Here is a 17,631-nt window from a genome sequence, read left to right on the forward strand (position 1 = left end):
TTTCACCAAACCCTAATAATGGTAACTTTACTATTAAGGTTGCAGGTTTTAATGAAAGCGCTAGTGCCACATTAACCGACTTTTCAGGCAATGAAATCCAAACGTACAAATTACACAACGGAGACAATAAAATTGAAAAAGAAGGATTGCAAAGTGGCACCTACTTTGTAGTACTGCGTGTTGATGGCAAACAAGAAGCCAGACAAATTATTATTAAATAATTATTCATAATTAAATAGGAAGTTTTGGAGTATAGCTCCAAAACTTCCTTATTTTTATAGCGCTGTTTATCATTGATTAAAGTACAACAATTATGAAAAAAATAATTACACTACTAGTACTATTCCCTCTTATAGGGATTGGCGGCTATGCTCAAAAAACATTAATTGGCGTAAATACTGGTAATACAGGTTTAACCCCACCCTACTACGGCAATATAACCCAATATGACATTAATGGCGAAAATCCTGCTATTGTTTACGAATTTGACGGTATAGATGGTTCTACGCCTGTAGGGAAATTATTTCTTGCCAGTAACGGAAAATTATATGGTACTGCTAAAGAAGGTGGGATTCCTGGTGCTGGAAGCTCAAATGCTTCAGGAGGGGTTTTATTTGAATATGATTTGATTTTCAATAAATACTCGGTTTTACATTATTTTGATTTAAATAGTATTGATGAGGGTTACAATCCCTATATAGGAGTAATAGAACCAACACCCGGAATACTAATTGGTGCAACTGCAAATCGTATTTTTAGATATGATTTTGTAACTCAGAATATAACTTTTTCCAATTTTATTCCTATCAATAATATTTATGACGAGTTGATGATTGCTTCTAACGGATTTATTTATGGCACTTCATGGGGAGGTAATTGTTCAAGCACCATAGCTAATGAACCCGCTCAAGGAACAATTTTTAGATATAATTTAGCTACCAATTTAACAACCACTCTTTTTACTTATAGCTGTAGTGGTAATAATGGTACAGCTCCCACTAAATTAGTAGAAATTAGTCCCGGCATACTACTTGGAACGAACCTTTCGGGAGGAATACACACGATGACAAATCCATTTTTACGAGGAGGAACGATATTTCAATTTAATTTAAATACCAATGTTTTTACTACAAAAATAGATTTTGATTATTCACTTCATGGTGTTTATCCCCTTAATTTAGTCCAAGGCGACAACGGCAAACTTTATGGTTTGTGCCAAGAAGGTGGTATACCACCGGGCAACACTAGTACTAACCCAACCGATTTTCGGGGCACGCTTTATGAATATATTCCTGCAACCAGCGTGCTCGAAGTGAAACAATATTTTGGGCTGAATAGTTTTAATAGCCCTACCAATTTAAATAACTACGTCAGTTATCCAACCTCATTAATGAGAACAAGTTTAGGTGCCTTTGTAGGAACTATACCTAGTGGCGGTTTGTTTAGGTGGAGTTCAGATACCAACACCATTACAATACCTAATTATACAAGCAGTAATATAAATTTATATAATGCAGCAAACCTCATCGAAATTTGTCGCAAACCTGCATACCAAGAAATAATTGTTACCAACTTTGATAGTTGTATCGGTGGGACGTTTACTTATGACATTCAAAACACCAATGCTACAAGTTATCAATGGTTAAAAAACAATGTAGCGGTAACTGGACAAACAACAGGAGTCTTAAACCTTACCAATCTTACTGCCAGCGATGCAGGAGCTTATACTTGTGTCATGACCAACGAATGTGGTACTACCAACACCATGGCGTTAAACTTGACCGTGAATTGTTTAGGTACCAACACCGTTGCACAACTTGATAAAGCCATAAAACTTTATCCTAATCCAACCAAAAATAGTCTAAACATACAACTTCCTGAAAATATTGAAGTAAATGTAACGGGTGTTACCATTGCTAATTCACTTGGACAAATCGTGCTAGAACAAAAAACGCAAGGTGTAACTACTCTCGATGTAAGCCATTTACAAAGTGGCATCTACTTTATCAATCTTACTACTAATTATGGAGATTGGAAAGGAAAGTTTGTGAAGGAGTAACAAATTAAAGACCTGCCTGTCGGCAGACAGGTTTTTGATTGATGATTTAAAAAAAACTACACTAGCAATTACAATATCAATAGCAATAAAAACTACAATAGAAAAAGCACTTCTTTTTAAGAAAGGTCTGTTATAGACTTAAAAAAAGCTACTAACAATAACTAACCATTTAATTAGAAATAAGTAGTTTACTTCTTATTTTAATCCATTAAATAAACTAAAAACAATGAAAACAACACATATAAGGTTATACCTCCTCATGATGGTATGTTTACTTAAAACTATTACTACTTTTGCGCAACCTGTTATAAAAGTCCCTCCCATGTGTGAAGTGGTAGTTGCAGGAACAGGTCTTGGCGCCAGCACTGGATTTGGAGGTGCAGTGGGAAATGGCGGTATTGTGGTTATGCCCGACCCGTTTGATTTTCCTGAAAGTGAAGGAAATTTTTATTATGCTTCAAATGATTATGAACTTATTCAATGGGAATTGCTTGGCGATTTATCTTTACAAACCGAAACATCCTATAACGAAGCACTGCAGCTAACAGGAGCTATCAATCCAGTAAACATTCAATCGTACAACAAAAAGCTGCGTTTGGGCGAAATGCCATCGGCTTCACAATCCAATTTAGATCCTCGTTGGGCAAGAAGTAAAGGTAGAATAGTGGTTACGTATTATGATAGACGATGCTTAGAAAAGATAAAGTTTGATGTTTATAAACGCTATAAAAACGATAAAGAAAAAAATCTTGTTCCACCTATACTTGGCTCTGACTGTGTACTCCCTAATACCACTTATACATTCTCTGTTGACCCAATAGCCAGTGATAACCCAACTGATGAAATTGGTTTTGACTCCTATTATTGGAGCGGATTGCCAGATGGCTGTACTTTGCTTTACAATTCTCCTGACAACAGTTCCATAACAATAAAAACTGGTGAAAATGTTTCTTCGTTTACACTCCAATGCTGCTATGGAAGAGCTAATGATTGGGATGGAAATGTAGCCTATGTTTCACACACAACTTGTGTATCCAAATCAATTATAGGCACTCCTCGTGCTCCACAGTATATTGTTGCCCCTCCATCTTGTCACCCTACAGGAGTTTCTTCCTTCACAATTGTGTATCCAAACACATCGAATACTTACGTCTGGACATCATCAACTACAGGTTGGACAATTAACCCTCCTATTATTGGTACAACAAACACTTCGCTTACAATAAACACGCCAAACAATAATCCTGGAGATTTGGTAATGACTATTACAAGCAGTGCTTGTGTTCCGACCGTTTTTACGTATCAAATCAACCGAAGTTTTACAGCCCCATTGACTGTTATCCCTACAGGATCTATAACCAACTGTATTTCCAGTACTTCTAATGGAAACAGTTTTACGTTAAGCCCTTCCACATCCAACAGTATTGTATGGTCAATTGAAAATTTATCACCTAATTCTTTAACGGGTATCACTCTTCAAAATGCAACTTCGTCAACTGTTACGGTAAATACTTCAGGAACTGCAGGGGGTTCCTTCTCTCTGATTGCAACATCTGGAACAGCATCCTGTAATACTACTTCTGTTTCTTATACAATTAACGTTAAACCTGCAACACCAATCTTTAGTGTGGGTACACCAAATTGCGTAGCAAGAAGTGCGACTGCAATTACTACCGTTGGAGTTACACCAATTAGTGGTGCCACTTACGACTGGACACCATTACCTGCAGGTGTAACTATTTCTGGAGCTAATAACATAGCAAACCCTAGTTTTATATTCAATAGTGCTGTGGGTACTAACTCGGTAACACTTAGCGTAAAAGTAATTGGCACTAATGGATGTAATAGTGCCACTACTACAAAAACAATAAATTATATTGCAGTATCAACTAATTTTCCTGGAGGTGGATTTCCCGACCAATACTTAGTTAATGGTGCTTGTGGCGCAGTAACCTCCTGGGTTATAGGGACAGGCGTTGCTCCTAACCAAGTATTTACCACTTATACTGCTACATCAGGAAATGTTTCCGTAACCAGCATTGGCGGTGGTACCAATAATGTTTTAAGTATTTCGGGTTCAGGTGGTTTAGCTATAACATCTGTATGCGCCAATTTACCTGGCCCAATACAAGTTTGTGCCAGTACAGTCGGGTCGCTTACGCAAAGACTAGCTAACAATCCGATAAAAGGCGAAATTAAAAATGTAATTATTTCACCAAACCCTAATAATGGTAACTTTACTATTAAGGTTGCAGGTTTTAATGAAAGCGCTAGTGCCACATTAACCGACTTTTCAGGCAATGAAATCCAAACGTACAAATTACACAACGGAGACAACAAAATTGAAAAAGAAGGATTGCAAAGTGGCACCTACTTTGTAGTACTGCGTGTTGATGGCAAACAAGAAGCCAGACAAATTATTATTAAATAATTATAAGTAAAATATTGAAAGTTTAGGCGCAATGTGCCTAAACTTTCTTATTTTTAATTGTTTTTGAATTTAACATAAAATATATGAAAAATATAATTACGTTTCTTTTTATATTCCCCCTTTGGGGGCTCGGGGGCTTATACGCACAAAAAGAACTTTGGGGTACAACACGACAACCAAGTTTGGCTCAGGTTCAAGGCAACATCGTCAAGTTTGACATCAATGGAGAAAATGCGGTTACCATTCATCAATTCAACTTTCCTACTGGAAAATTACCCAATGGTAAACTATTTTTAGCCAGTAACGGTAAGCTTTATGGAACTACACCTTTCGGTGGCATTGCCAGTAATAGTCCAACTGGAGAAGATGGTAACGGTGTGCTTTATGAATACGATTTAATTTTTGACACCTACAGAGTGGTACATTTTTTTGATGGCACATTCTTATCGCAAGCATGCCCTACATCTGGTTTAATCGAGCCTATTCCTGGAAAATTGTATGGAGGTAATCTTGGTGGGGGGTTTTTTGTTTATGACCTCGCTACCGAAACAGTTACAACGCTAACACATACCTATTCGTTTGTAGCCATGGGAGGTATATATAGCGATTTAATCAAAGCTTCCAATGGTTTTGTATATGCCATATCTGACAATTCTTTCCCGTGTACTGGTCCAGGTGCTAATCAACCCAATCTAGGCAGTGTTATTAGAATAAATACAACCACAAACACTGCTCAAAGAGTAGCAACTTTTAATTGTAATGGTGATCCAGGTGTAGGTTCAGAGGGCATATTAATTGAAGCACTTCCCAATAAAATTTTTTTTACTACAATGGCAGATCAGATTATACCTCCTGACACCAGTTATGTAGTTGGTGCACTAGTTGAATTTAATATCCAAACGAATACCTTAACAAATAAATATCTTTTTGATGCTACTAACGGATTAGGATTTCTACCTAAATCTTTTGTGCTTGGAGATAACGGTAATCTTATAGGTGTTTGCGAAAATGGAGGCGACAATTATAGATCCCCTTTTACATCGGGTATATTAAACAAAGCAGGTACCATTTTTGAATACAACCCCACTACCAATAGCATGGCAAAACTTGCCGATTTTTTAACTTTTAGAAATTTACCAAATAATATAATAAAATTAAGTACTGGAGAATTTGCAGGAAATCTTGCTAATACAGGTCTCTTCAAATTTAACATCAATACCAATTCTTTGCAATTCCCAGACGCCCTCACTTACAGCGATTTTGGAAACCAAGCTTCAACGCAAAACCTCATCGAAATATGCCGTAAACCATCCTATCATTTTTTTGATGTTACTACTTTTGATGCGTGTGTAGGTGGTAACTTCACCTATGACATTCAAAACACCAATGCCACCAGCTATCAATGGCAAAAAAATAATGTTGCTGTAAGCGGGCAAACCACCGGTATCCTAAACCTTACCAATCTTACTGCTAGCGATGCAGGCGCATATACTTGTCTAATGACCAACGAATGCGGCACAACCACAACGATGGTTTTGAATTTAACCATAAACTGCCTAGGCACAAATACTGTTGCAGCTCTAGAAAAAGCCATAAAACTATACCCAAATCCCACTAAAGATGTTTTAAATATAAAACTTCCTGATAATATTGAAGTGAATGTAACTGGTGTTACCATAGCTAACTCACTTGGGCAAATAGTCGTACATCAAAAAGCGGATGAAATCAATAGTATGGATGTAAGCAACTTGCAAGCGGGAATTTATTTTGTTTCGCTTACTACTACTTATGGTAATTGGAAGGGAAAGTTTATAAAAGAATAAAGGATTGTTGACCTGCCTGTCGGCAGACAGGTTGTTGATTGATGATTAAAAAAGACAACTACAATAACAAATTCAATGTCAATATCAAATTCAATGTCAATAGCAATAGCAATATCAAATTCAATGTCAATAGCAATGTCAATATCAAATTCAATGTCAATAGCAATAGCAATATCAAATTCAATGTCAATAGCAATAGCAATAGCAAAATCAATGTCAATAGCAATAGCAATAGCAAAATCAATAATAATAACAAACTATGAAAAAAATAGTTCCATTACTATTGGTATTCCCTCCGGGGATAGCACATCATTTTAATTGGCTTTTCTATTTGATATTGATTGTCCTAGCCCAGATAGAAGCGGTTATCCTTTTTATTAAAAACGGTAGATTTTTCATATAAAAAAAGAGCGACCTAGCTCCTTTTTTTATATAGAAAAACACAGTTTTTGAAAAAAGATAAAAGCGAATAGCTGGAATAGCTACTTAATTAAAACCTTTATTTAACCGCCGGCTGATAGTTCTGCTTATCAATAATCATTTTAGACAAAATCTCTCTGAGAATTTCAGATGTTCCACCACCTATTGGTCCCAATCTACTATCGCGTAACAAACGTGCCAAAGGATATTCTTCCATATAACCGTAACCGCCCAGCATTTGCAAACAGCTATAAATGGCTTCATCCGCTACTTTAGTTGATTTTAGTTTCGCCATAGTAGCTTCTTTAACTACATATTCACCTTTGTTTAATCGGGCAACTGCAGCATAATTGAATATCTTACAATGTTCTACTTCCGTTGCGTGATCCACCATGGTATGTCGTAATGCTTGAAACTTGTTGATGGTGGTACCAAAAGCTTCACGTTGTGACATATACTCAATAGTATAGTCTATCGCATATTCGGCTCTAGCATGCGCATTAATTGCCATGATTAATCGTTCTAAAGCAAAATGTTGCATGATGTATGGAAAACCTTTACCTGCTTCGCCCATTAAATTTTCTTCCGGAATTTCAACATTATCAAAAGCAATTTCAGCAGTGTCCGAAGCTCTCCAACCTAATTTGTCTAACTTCGTTGCAGAAACACCTTTTAGATTAGTATCCATTAAAAAAATACTAATTCCTTTATTTCCTAGTTCGGGACTTGTTTTTGCGGCTACAATGTAGTAATCGGCATAAACACCATTGGTTATGAATGTTTTTGAGCCGTTAATACTGTATTTATTCCCATTTTTAATAGCCGTAGTTTTCATACCAGCCACATCGCTTCCTCCAAATGGTTCCGAAATACACAATGCTCCAATTTTTTTTCCAGCAATACTTGGTGCTAAATAGTCTCGTTTGATTCGCTCATCGCCTTCAGCATTGAGATGCGTCATGGCTAAATAGGCATGCGCCCACATGGCTGCGGCAAAACCTGAAGATTTAATTTTTTGAAGTTCTTCTAAGAACACCACGGTATAAAACAAATCCAAATTCATTCCACCATAAGCTTCGGGATAGGCAATCCCAAAAAACCCCATTTCACCAAACTTCTCCCAAATAAAGCGTTCTATAGTACCTGTTTTTTCCCATTTTTCAATGTGTGGCACTACTTCTTTTTGCAAAAAATCTTGGAAACTCTTTCTAAACAACTCGTGTTCTTCTGTAAAATAGGTTGAATTCATATAAGCAGGCAATTTTTTTTCTTATTTTTTTTAGAATTCCAAATATAAGGCAATTATCTTAATCTTATCAATAGGGAATCCTTTAATTTTTGACAAATCTTCGGTCTTTATATCGCCGTTCATACTTCGGTAAATGACAATATCTTTGGCTAAAGCATATCTGAAAAAAGGAAATTGAGCTAACTCTTTGACGGATGCTGTATTGATATTAATCTTTTTAGCATTAGTAACCGATTTTACCTCAAATGACCCTTTCAATTTTTCGATAACTTCTGGTGATAAACCCCAAATGTCATTCATTTGCTCCATAGAAACGAAAGCGCCATATTTTTGTTTTTGTTCTAAAATTCTGTCCGAAATTTTATCGCCTATGCCATAAATTTTCATCAAATCTTCTTTATTGGCCTGATTGATGTCAAGAACAATTACTTTTTCAACTTTAGATTCATTTTTATTTTCATAAGGTTGGTAACTATTTTTTTTACTCTGCACCCAATCGGGAAATTTGAAATAAGGAGAAATAGCTTTTAACAAAGAATCCGACACTTTAGTCACCGCTTGAAACTCTTGAGCAGAATTTACAAATTTATTTTGTTTACGAAAAGCAAGAAGTCTATCAATTTCATCTACAGACATTCCTAATTTATATCCTTTAAAATCGGTGATGAAATTTGGATTAAACGGATATAGTGTTGGTTTGTAGTTTATATTACTAAGTTTTATGCTATCAACTGTACTTTGATTGGCCAACCATGTATCCTTTTCATTATTGTTAAGTTTACCATCTGAAAAATTATAGAAATAGTAAATTCCTTGAGCCAAAACAATAATCAGAAAAAACAAAATGATACCAATTCGTTGACTTTTCGAATAACTCAAGACAGAACGTATAACTGAATTGTTGGTATTCATAGCGCTTATAAATCAAAAACGGAGGTTCTTTTGCCCCGAATTAAATCTTTCAATTTAATCCAAAAAGCTATGGTTAAATAAACCCCAAACCATAATCCAGCCGTTACAAAAGTGATGTAAATAAAAAATAAACGAACATCAGAAGCGCGCATTCCCAGTCTGTCAGCGAGACGAGAGGAGACATGAAAGCCATGTTTTTCGAAGAAATATTTTAATTGTATTACGGGTGTCATTTTTTTGAATTAAAAATTTAAAGTTACTCTTTTAAAAGTTGAATTCCAACAGCACATTGCAAACATTTACCATGATTACAATATTCATTTTTAAGTTCTAATAGCGATTGTGTTTCAAAAGCATTTTTTGCTTTGATTCCAAAACTGGAAAACTTATCAATAATAACATTTTTCTCGGCAGCTACTTCTTTTAGTAAATTTAACAACGTTTCCGAAACTTCTTTCCCTTGACTTTTGGCATAAGCAAACTGAATTGGAATAATGGTATTGATCACTAACAAATCTATAAATGACTTTGAAAATTGCTTTTTCTTTTTTGGGCTAATTTTATCAAATTGATAATGGGTTTGCCAATATTCAGTAATTGTAATGGTAAACAATTGGTAAAGTTCTTTTAGTGTTTGGATTATAATTACTTTTGAAAATAAATTTTGTTCTTTATGGTATAACATCGCCAATTGCGCTAAACGTATTGTTGGAAAATTATCGGGGCGATGCTTAAAAAATTGAACAGGTTCTATAATTACTTTTTGTAATTGATATTTCTGAAGGTTATAGTCAAATCTTTTTTCTAAATCCTTTGTGTAGCGGTCTTGACATTCTGATGGCAATACATTTGCTCTTCCAAAAAATAAGCTTTCTAAATTTTCTACCTGATCACGTTCTTTTCTAATAATGGAAAACGGAATCGATTTGGCAATTTTCAAAAAAGTTTCTCCGTTGGTATTTAAACCAAAATTCTTTGCCAACATACAAAATAATACCGCTTCCCAATCATTTTGTGTTTCCTGTAAAAGTTGTTTAATAAAAACTTCTTTTCGTTCTAAACGTTCAAAAAACAAACGCTCTTGCCAATTTTGTAGAACAAATGCATCGACAGCATTAATTTGATTTTCACAATAAATCCAAGTTTTCGCTGAGGTTAATTCTTGATAATTGCGCAGTACATCATTAGTTACAAAATGTTTTAGTTCCAAAACAGGAATTTCTGAATTGTCTTTTCTAAATACGGGTGCATCATGTTCCCAAACCACATGAAGAATTACATTATCATAATTACTATCTTTCTCATGATGATGCAAATACCAATCAGAAGATTTGATATGAATTTCAATATTTCCCGCCCACTTTTGATTCCCAATACGAATCTGAGCATTAAAAAAATCAGGACCTGTTTGTTGCAAATAGTTGCCAAAATTGTATACCGTTAGTGATTCTCCCGCAACAGTTGTTAGGTTTGAAAAGTCAAACTTCTTATATTGCCATACATAATGAAGAAATTCTTCTTTCATGTGAGTTAAATTTTTATCTAAAGTAAGAAAATTACTTTTATATTCAAATTTTTTGTAATGAAAAAATTACCTTTTTTAATTTTTATGATGGTTTACGGAATTTCATTTTCCCAAAACTATAAAATCACTTATCTGAAGAGTTCGAATGGAAGTTTGATAGAAAATCAAGATCCGATTGTAGTTTTTACCAGATCTGATATCACTCAGATAGGTTCGCAAAATATTTTTAACGGAAAAGCTGATTTTCCAAATGAGACTACTATTATCGATAGAAAAACAAATTCCTTTAATCAAGTAGCTAATTTGAATGCGACTAAAACCATCCATTCTAAAGACAGCATTTCACTCGGAAAGCAAACTTTTGAATATCTAAGTGATACCCAAAAGATTTTGGGCTATCATTGCAAAAAAGCTAAAACTATTATCAATTCAAACACTATAGAACTCTGGTATACTGATGAATTAAAAGTAAAAGGAGCGCCCACTATTTTGGGGCAGAATCTGGGGTTAGTTATAGAAATGGTTCGGAATGGAAATTTTGTCATTAAGGCCACTAAAGTTGAGGAAATAAAACTGTTTCCGACAAAACCGGATTTATCTAAATCAATAGATATGCTGACCTATAAAGATTTGCTTTGGAAAAGTCGTTTTACTACAATTTCTGTTTTTAAAGATCAAATTATTAACTTTTCGGATGCTTCAAAGTCCAGCGATAGTATTCTTTGTTTTGCCAACGGAACGATTGCTGTTCGAAAAATAAAAATCCCTGAAATAAAAGTCGGGAGTCAGATTTTTGTAGATGTTACCGAACAATCCAATGGCGATGCTTATGACCGAACAGGTTCTTTTTTTATTATCCCAACGGATAAACCGATTTCATTTTTAGATGGAATGCGAAATGGAGTCAAAACGTTACCGATTTACAACAACGGAAACGGTAAAGAGTATCAAGGCATGGTTGTTAATGCAACCTATTCCCCTTTAGTAGAATTAATGCGTTTCTTCACTCCTTTTGGTGTAAAGCAATACAACACGTTACAACTTAAAGATAAAATTTGGGCTGAAAATGTGTTGTACCGACAAGATGTTTCAGATTTGAGAAGTTTACTTACTAATCAGGAGGTTTGGATTGGCATAAATATTGGCAATTATGATAAAGGCGGACATAAAGTATCGGCCAATATTACCATTCATACTGAAGAAGAAAGCAAAGCGATTGCATCGCAAGTAGTACCTCTTTTTTGTACCAATAACATTATGGAAATGGCGGGACAAGAATATGGAACGATGTTCAATTCCGATAAAGGTTTGGAAGTCACTTTTCAATTAGACAAACCAATGAAAAATTGTAAACTCCGCTATATTACAACTGGTCATGGAGGTTGGGAAAATGGCGATGAGTTTGTGCCTAAAAAAAATACAATTCTTCTTGACCGAAAAGAAGTGTTTAGTTTCACGCCATGGCGACAAGATTGTGGCTCGTATCGTTTGTCAAATCCGGCATCGGGCAATTTTCCAAACGGATTATCATCATCCGATTACAGTCGATCCAATTGGTGTCCCGGAACGGTAACGAATCCTATTTTCATTGATTTAGGTGACTTAGAAGCAGGAATTCATACCCTACAAATAAAAATTCCGCAAGGTTTGCCCGAAAGTACTAGTTTTAGCGCTTGGAATGTGTCGGGAGTTTTGATTGGGGAATAAGCCTCTCCGAAGGAGCGGGAGTTATGAATAATTATTTTATCGAACCAATAATATCGTGTTTAGTGATAATATGGTATTTACCATTTCCTAAATCAACTAAAACGGCTTGATTGTCTCTATTGAATAATCTAGAAACTTCATCAATTGGTGCATTAGCATTTACGATTGGATACGGTTTGCCCATAATTTCACGTATTGGTTTTTCGGCTATGTTTTTATCTTCTACATAACTTCTGAATAAATCCGTTTCATCTAAACTCCCAACAAAACCAGTTGTGTCAATAACTGGAATCTGAGAAATTTTATATTTTTTCAATCTTTCAATGGCATGTGAAACTAATTCTTCGGTACGCACCACTACCAATGGTTTGTCTTTGTGGTCTTTAATTACGTCTTCGGCTTTGGTGATTTCTTCATCCAGAAAGCCTCTTTCACGCATCCAATCGTCATTGAACATTTTTCCAACGTAACGACTTCCTGAATCATGGAACAACACTACTACAACATCATCTTTCTTGAAATGTTCTTTCAGTTGGTGCAATCCTTTGACACAGGCGCCGGCAGAGTTACCCACAAAAATTCCTTCTTCTAAAGCAATTTTTCGGGTATACACCGCAGCATCTTTATCGGTTACTTTGGTAAAACCATCAATTACTGAAAAGTCAACATTTTTTGGTAAAATATCTTCTCCAATTCCTTCCGTGATATAAGAATAGATTTCGTTCTCATCAAAAATTCCGGTTTCGTGGTATTTTTTAAATACCGAACCGTAGGTGTCAATTCCCCATACTTTGATGTTTGGATTTTTTTCTTTTAAATATTTTCCGATACCCGAAATAGTGCCACCCGTTCCAACCCCAACTACAAAATGAGTCACTTTTCCGTCGGTTTGTTCCCAAATTTCTGGACCCGTTTGTTGGTAATGGGCAATGGCGTTTGATGGATTATCATATTGATTTACATACCAAGAATTGGGAATTTCGGTACCTAATCTTTTAGAAACGGAATAATAAGAACGTGGATCTGTAGGTTCGACATCGGTAGGGCAAACAATAACTTTAGCACCAACGGCACGAAGAATATCCATTTTTTCCTTGGACTGTTTGTCGGTAATCACAAAAATACATTTGTAACCTTTAACAATAGCAGCAAGAGCCAATCCCATTCCGGTATTTCCAGAGGTACCTTCGATAATGGTTCCTCCTGGTTGTAATCTTCCGTCGGCTTCGGCATCTTCTACCATTTTAAGAGCCATTCGGTCTTTGGTAGAATTTCCTGGATTGAAGGTTTCTACTTTGGCTAAAACCAAGGCATCAATTCCTTCTACCACTTTGTTAATTTTGACTAAGGGTGTGTTTCCGATAGTTCCTAATATGTTTTCTGCGTATGTCATTCGTCTTTTTTATTGTGTAGCTTAGTGACTGAGTAGCTGTTACCTCGTCTTTTTATTATTGGTTACAAAGATATTGATAAAAAGAAGGTTTGCAAGTTTGGAGAACGTTAATTCGAAAACGTATGCGTGCGTGATGGGAACGGCATCCTTTTGTCTCGTTCTTAAAACGAGAGAAAAGATATAGTGGACAGCGCGTTTTCACGCCCAAGAAAAAACTATTGAAAGAAATTCCACACTAACCCAAACCGAATCATAAAATCGCGATAGGGATAATTGGGTGCTGTATAAAAATTATTTCCGGTTATTCTAGAATTCAAATGTTCTAATTTAAAGAAGATTCTGGTTTGACGAATTCGCGCATTAACGAAGAAATCTATCATTGGGAAATCACCAACCTTTCTTTCATTTTGAACAAAGGCTTCCACCGTAACCGGGTTATAATCGTTGATATAATATTTGGTGAAATAATTAAACACGAATCCAGTTTGAAGGTACAATGCTTTTTTGAAAAAATAATTTGTAAAATACAATGAATTTCTAGTAACGAACTGCGGAACATTTAGAATAGCTTCCTCCTGATCTACCTGTTGATAAAGTACCGTGTTGTCTAACGCTAATTTCCACCATTTAAACTCGCGACTGACTTTTACGGATAGGTAATTGATGGTTTTGTCGTATTGTTTTGGTGAAATTATTTGTTGCAGTGGATCGGTCGCATCGTTACTAAAATACAAATGATCTCTTATGGAGCTTACTTGTAGTGAAGCGTCAAACCATTGCGTTTTGGCAGTTGCTTCGATATTGTTAATCTTTTCGTTCTTAAAATCGTTAAACCAATTATAATCAATGAAACTACTTTGGTGTAAATTATAAATCTGGTCTGGAATTTTATTGATCATTTGATATTGAAAAACAAATTCATTTTTATCATTCAGTTTATAATTCAGTTTAGCATCAAAGTTTGACATGGGTTGATTAGAAATGGAATTGGAATAGGAAAACGTTCCGTTCCACTTATTCTTTCTGTAATCGTACTGGCCCCCAACAGTATTGATTTCATCATTTAAAGCACTTGGAATAACCCCTGAATCTAAAATTAAAATTCGATTATAGTAATAATTATATCGAAAATCTTCGGCAAAAAACTGAAATTTACCCAGCGTTGCATTTTCGTAAATTGCGCCTACTTTGTTATACATTCGGTTATAACGTATTTGATCATTGATGTTGGAAGACACATAGGAATCTCCAAAACGGTCTATGATGGCATTCCCAACAGTTGATTGTACTGTTTTTTGATTGTATTCAAATAATTTGTTTTCGTAGTTAAATTGATGCGTGATAAAAAGATTGTTATTGCCTTTTTTACCGTTAATTCTAAAATTGTGGTCAAAGAAAATTCTTTTACTTTTCATAAAGCTTTTGGCGTCTTTTAGAAATACTTCTAATCGGGCACGGTTAGCAAAAGCATCGTCTCCGTTTTCAAAATCCTCAACAGTTGTAATACCACCATTTTCTCCGTTTAAAAAATCTTGTCCCGTAAAATGGAGGTTCAAATAGTATCTTTTGTTCAACGTATTGTAGCTTGAGGTAAATCTAAAATTTCCTGTGCTCGAAAGTTGATTTATGTATTTTCCCAAAGATCGTAATCCTTTATAAGCAATCGATATATTAAATCGTTCGGAGGTATTTACTGTTATAAATGCATCTACACATTGCCCTTGCTCCATAACGGTTTTGAAATACAACTCGGTAACTGGAGTTGCTACTGAATAATAGTTGATATCGTCTACTCCTAAATGATTAAATTGCTTTCCTGAAAAACCAATTTCGGGGAATGATTTGAAATGCTGCAATCCAAAATCTAAAACCGTATAGGTTTGTCCTTCGTTGGCGAAAGGCAAAAGTCCATAAATATCTTTGCGCAAATAATTGAATTCGTATTCTTTTTTTATGGTTAAAGAAGTGTCGACATAAGTCGTATCTTTTTGTAGTGTAATAATTCGGTATTGATCAATGGTTGCTTTGGGTTGTTTTTTCGGAACATCTTTTGACTCTTGATTCTCAAGAGATTTCCCTTCGTTTTTAACTTGAGAAAAACCAACTGCAAAAAACAATAAAAAGAATAGCGTTACTAGGTATTTCATTATAAAATATTTCGAAACAAAAATACACAAAACTATTTGTAATAAAATCATAAAAAAACCATCCGTTAAAACGGATGGTTTTATATAATATGTTGAAAAATTTATTCTTTTATAAACTTCTTAGTAACTGAATTTGAATCTGATGTAAACGTTACAAAATAAACTCCCGAAGAAAGATGAGAAACATCGATTGCATTATCTATTGTATTTGTAGATTTAAAAATTTGTTTACCAGATACATCCGTAACTGATACTGTATCGATTGTAATGTCATTTTTAGTTTGAAAGTTTAAAATAGTATTGGCTGGATTTGGGTAGATAAATACGTTGTTATCAAAATCACGTGAATTCAAACCTAGACCAGTTCCGCTTGCGCTTCCTGCCAATGAAAAATCCTGTAAACCGCCTACTAATGATCCTTTATGAGTAACTTGAATGGTATATACTCCAGGTTGAGCAGCATATATGTTTACTCTTTCACTATTATCAACATCATTATCCGTAGTATTGGTTGCTGCATTTTCAGGAGTATCAGGATCTAATTTCCAAGGATAATAAGTTGTACCGTCTTTTAGAATCTTTAGATCTAAATTGTTTATTAATCTAGGCGTACGATCGTCAATTTCACCATTACCGTTGGCAACTCCTACACGATCGGTCCAAGCGATAGCAATATTAATATCTTGAACCGAATTAATTGTTATGTTTTTAGTATATACTTGCTGGTCATTTAAAGTATTTTCTTCAAGAATAGTAGAAGTATTTTTAGTCGAAATAATACGAGCGGCTGCGGTTCCGTCTGGTACACCCCAACCAAATCTATAATCAGGGCCAAGAAAATCACCAGCTTCACGAGCAGATTGAAACAATAGTGCTCTTACGGTAGCTGATCTCATAAAAGTACCCGGATTTAGATTATTATAATGTTTTTGCAAAAGTGCAATTAATCCTGTGACTCCAGGAGAAGCCATTGAAGTACCTTGCAATTCAGAATATCCAAAATCTGATACAGATATTGTTGAAGATACAGCGATACCTTTTGATGACAAATCAGGCTTTATCCTTCCGTCATCTGTAGGACCAAAATTACTGAAATCAGACATCACTAAAGAATTATCCATTGTATTTGTCATAAAGCCTTCAACAGCTGCAACTGTAATCACATTTTTAGCATTTCCTACACCCGTAAGTAAATCATAACCTCCTTTTAGTGCTACTTGGCTTAAAGTAGTTGAATTTCTATCATTTCCTGCAGACTTTACCATTTGATAAAAAGGAAATGTGTACATTAAATTGTCAGCTTCTCTAGATTGAGAATTATAAGCACCAAAGGAACTTTCACCTAAGTTGGCAGCAATATTTCCATAAGAATGATTTGACATTAAAAAACCTTGACTGGCAAAGTTAAAAACTTCATTAGTATCATTCCCAAAATCATGAGCTATGGCTGATGCTTGATAAGCTAGTCCTCTTCTTGATATACTAACACCCGAAGCAATCATAGTACCAAGTACATGGGTAGCATGAGTAGACAACGTTGTAGCTGCATCACCAAGTGTAAGACGACCACTACCAAACTCAACATGGGTCTCACGAACTCTTCCACCGTCCCAAATTCCAATAGTAATACCTTGTCCTGTTACTGACAATCCTAAAGTTCCTGAAGGATACAAAGCATTGGCTCTTAATGTTTGGGCACAAAGTGCATTATTATCTTCTTGATAATAAATTGGAACACCATCAATTATTCTTTGAATAGCTGTAGGGTTCTTCGTATTTGGATTTTTTAATAAATAAGCACGTATTTCAGTTTGGTTTCTAAAATAATTGTCTTTTAAAATTTCGTTTAAAACTGCTACTTCTTGAGGATTAGATTGTTTAATAATGAAATCACGTTCTTTTTGTGTTTGGGAAAAAAGTATAGAAGTAAAAAACAAGAAAAATAATATATATTTCATAGCGATA

The 17,631-nt window shown here is 34.9% G+C and carries 13 protein-coding genes; 6 read left to right on the forward strand and 7 right to left on the reverse strand.

Features of this window, described 5'->3' with window-relative positions:
- The 5 genes from ACIQ2L_RS00005 to ACIQ2L_RS00025 all read left to right on the forward strand — a co-directional run.
- On the forward strand, positions 1 to 221 hold a 221-nt coding region (locus ACIQ2L_RS00005), incomplete at its 5' end, for a T9SS type A sorting domain-containing protein (protein WP_396155206.1).
- A 92-nt stretch (positions 222 to 313) separates the two neighbouring features.
- Positions 314 to 2,059: a T9SS type A sorting domain-containing protein gene (locus tag ACIQ2L_RS00010; RefSeq protein WP_396155208.1), complete on the forward strand. Its 1,746-nt coding sequence runs from the start codon at positions 314 to 316 to the stop codon at positions 2,057 to 2,059.
- A gap of 226 nt (positions 2,060 to 2,285) precedes the next feature.
- Positions 2,286 to 4,490, forward strand: coding sequence for a T9SS type A sorting domain-containing protein (locus ACIQ2L_RS00015; protein ID WP_396155210.1), 2,205 nt, complete (start codon positions 2,286 to 2,288; stop codon positions 4,488 to 4,490).
- An 83-nt stretch (positions 4,491 to 4,573) separates the two neighbouring features.
- Positions 4,574 to 6,313, forward strand: a complete 1,740-nt coding sequence (locus tag ACIQ2L_RS00020) for a T9SS type A sorting domain-containing protein (RefSeq protein ID WP_396155212.1) — start codon at positions 4,574 to 4,576, stop codon at positions 6,311 to 6,313.
- A gap of 93 nt (positions 6,314 to 6,406) precedes the next feature.
- Positions 6,407 to 6,631, forward strand: a complete 225-nt coding sequence (locus tag ACIQ2L_RS00025) for a hypothetical protein (RefSeq protein ID WP_396155214.1) — start codon at positions 6,407 to 6,409, stop codon at positions 6,629 to 6,631.
- A gap of 181 nt (positions 6,632 to 6,812) precedes the next feature.
- Here ACIQ2L_RS00025 and ACIQ2L_RS00030 read toward each other — a convergent pair whose 3' ends face one another.
- The 4 genes from ACIQ2L_RS00030 to ACIQ2L_RS00045 are packed head-to-tail and all read right to left on the reverse strand — an operon-like array spanning position 6,813 to position 10,419.
- On the reverse strand, positions 6,813 to 7,982 hold the full coding sequence (locus ACIQ2L_RS00030; RefSeq protein ID WP_396155216.1) for an acyl-CoA dehydrogenase family protein: 1,170 nt from the start codon (positions 7,980 to 7,982) through the stop codon (positions 6,813 to 6,815).
- 30 nt (positions 7,983 to 8,012) lie between these two features.
- Positions 8,013 to 8,894, reverse strand: a complete 882-nt coding sequence (locus ACIQ2L_RS00035) for a helix-hairpin-helix domain-containing protein (RefSeq protein ID WP_396155218.1) — start codon at positions 8,892 to 8,894, stop codon at positions 8,013 to 8,015.
- A 5-nt stretch (positions 8,895 to 8,899) separates the two neighbouring features.
- The gene (locus tag ACIQ2L_RS00040) at positions 8,900 to 9,127 is read right to left on the reverse strand and encodes a PspC domain-containing protein (RefSeq protein ID WP_396155219.1); all 228 of its coding nucleotides are present in this window, start codon (positions 9,125 to 9,127) and stop codon (positions 8,900 to 8,902) included.
- A gap of 23 nt (positions 9,128 to 9,150) precedes the next feature.
- Positions 9,151 to 10,419 carry a DUF2851 family protein gene (locus ACIQ2L_RS00045; protein ID WP_396155221.1) on the reverse strand — a complete coding sequence of 423 codons (1,269 nt, stop codon included), beginning with the start codon at positions 10,417 to 10,419 and terminating at the stop codon, positions 9,151 to 9,153.
- A gap of 57 nt (positions 10,420 to 10,476) precedes the next feature.
- Here ACIQ2L_RS00045 and ACIQ2L_RS00050 point away from each other — a divergent pair, with 57 nt between their 5' ends.
- A complete protein-coding gene (locus tag ACIQ2L_RS00050) occupies positions 10,477 to 12,126 on the forward strand; it encodes a PNGase F N-terminal domain-containing protein (RefSeq protein ID WP_396155223.1) in 1,650 nt (549 codons plus the stop codon).
- Between the two features lie 31 nt (positions 12,127 to 12,157).
- Here ACIQ2L_RS00050 and ACIQ2L_RS00055 read toward each other — a convergent pair whose 3' ends face one another.
- From ACIQ2L_RS00055 to ACIQ2L_RS00065, 3 genes are all read right to left on the reverse strand, one after another.
- Positions 12,158 to 13,519, reverse strand: a complete 1,362-nt coding sequence (locus tag ACIQ2L_RS00055) for a pyridoxal-phosphate dependent enzyme (RefSeq protein WP_396155225.1) — start codon at positions 13,517 to 13,519, stop codon at positions 12,158 to 12,160.
- A 215-nt stretch (positions 13,520 to 13,734) separates the two neighbouring features.
- Positions 13,735 to 15,666, reverse strand: coding sequence for a putative porin (locus tag ACIQ2L_RS00060; RefSeq protein ID WP_396155227.1), 1,932 nt, complete (start codon positions 15,664 to 15,666; stop codon positions 13,735 to 13,737).
- Between the two features lie 101 nt (positions 15,667 to 15,767).
- Entirely contained in the window at positions 15,768 to 17,624 is a 1,857-nt protein-coding gene (locus ACIQ2L_RS00065) for a S8 family peptidase (RefSeq protein ID WP_396155229.1), read from the reverse strand.
- Between the last annotated feature and the right edge of the window lie 7 nt (positions 17,625 to 17,631).

The sequence above is a fragment of the Flavobacterium sp. genome, from assembly GCF_044369455.1.
Taxonomy (GTDB): domain Bacteria; phylum Bacteroidota; class Bacteroidia; order Flavobacteriales; family Flavobacteriaceae; genus Flavobacterium.

Bases quoted from the DNA above. Each gene is read 5' to 3' on its own strand.
- ACIQ2L_RS00010 (WP_396155208.1), top strand. From the start codon at position 314: ATGAAAAAAATAATTACACTACTAGTACTATTCCCTCTTATAGGGATT.
- ACIQ2L_RS00035 (WP_396155218.1), bottom strand. From the start codon at position 8,894: ATGAATACCAACAATTCAGTTATACGTTCTGTCTTGAGTTATTCGAAA.
- ACIQ2L_RS00015 (WP_396155210.1), top strand. From the start codon at position 2,286: ATGAAAACAACACATATAAGGTTATACCTCCTCATGATGGTATGTTTA.
- ACIQ2L_RS00055 (WP_396155225.1), bottom strand. From the start codon at position 13,519: ATGACATACGCAGAAAACATATTAGGAACTATCGGAAACACACCCTTA.
- ACIQ2L_RS00040 (WP_396155219.1), bottom strand. From the start codon at position 9,127: ATGACACCCGTAATACAATTAAAATATTTCTTCGAAAAACATGGCTTT.
- ACIQ2L_RS00030 (WP_396155216.1), bottom strand. From the start codon at position 7,982: ATGAATTCAACCTATTTTACAGAAGAACACGAGTTGTTTAGAAAGAGT.
- ACIQ2L_RS00065 (WP_396155229.1), bottom strand. From the start codon at position 17,624: ATGAAATATATATTATTTTTCTTGTTTTTTACTTCTATACTTTTTTCC.
- ACIQ2L_RS00045 (WP_396155221.1), bottom strand. From the start codon at position 10,419: ATGAAAGAAGAATTTCTTCATTATGTATGGCAATATAAGAAGTTTGAC.
- ACIQ2L_RS00060 (WP_396155227.1), bottom strand. From the start codon at position 15,666: ATGAAATACCTAGTAACGCTATTCTTTTTATTGTTTTTTGCAGTTGGT.
- ACIQ2L_RS00050 (WP_396155223.1), top strand. From the start codon at position 10,477: ATGAAAAAATTACCTTTTTTAATTTTTATGATGGTTTACGGAATTTCA.
- ACIQ2L_RS00025 (WP_396155214.1), top strand. From the start codon at position 6,407: ATGTCAATAGCAATAGCAATATCAAATTCAATGTCAATAGCAATGTCA.
- ACIQ2L_RS00020 (WP_396155212.1), top strand. From the start codon at position 4,574: ATGAAAAATATAATTACGTTTCTTTTTATATTCCCCCTTTGGGGGCTC.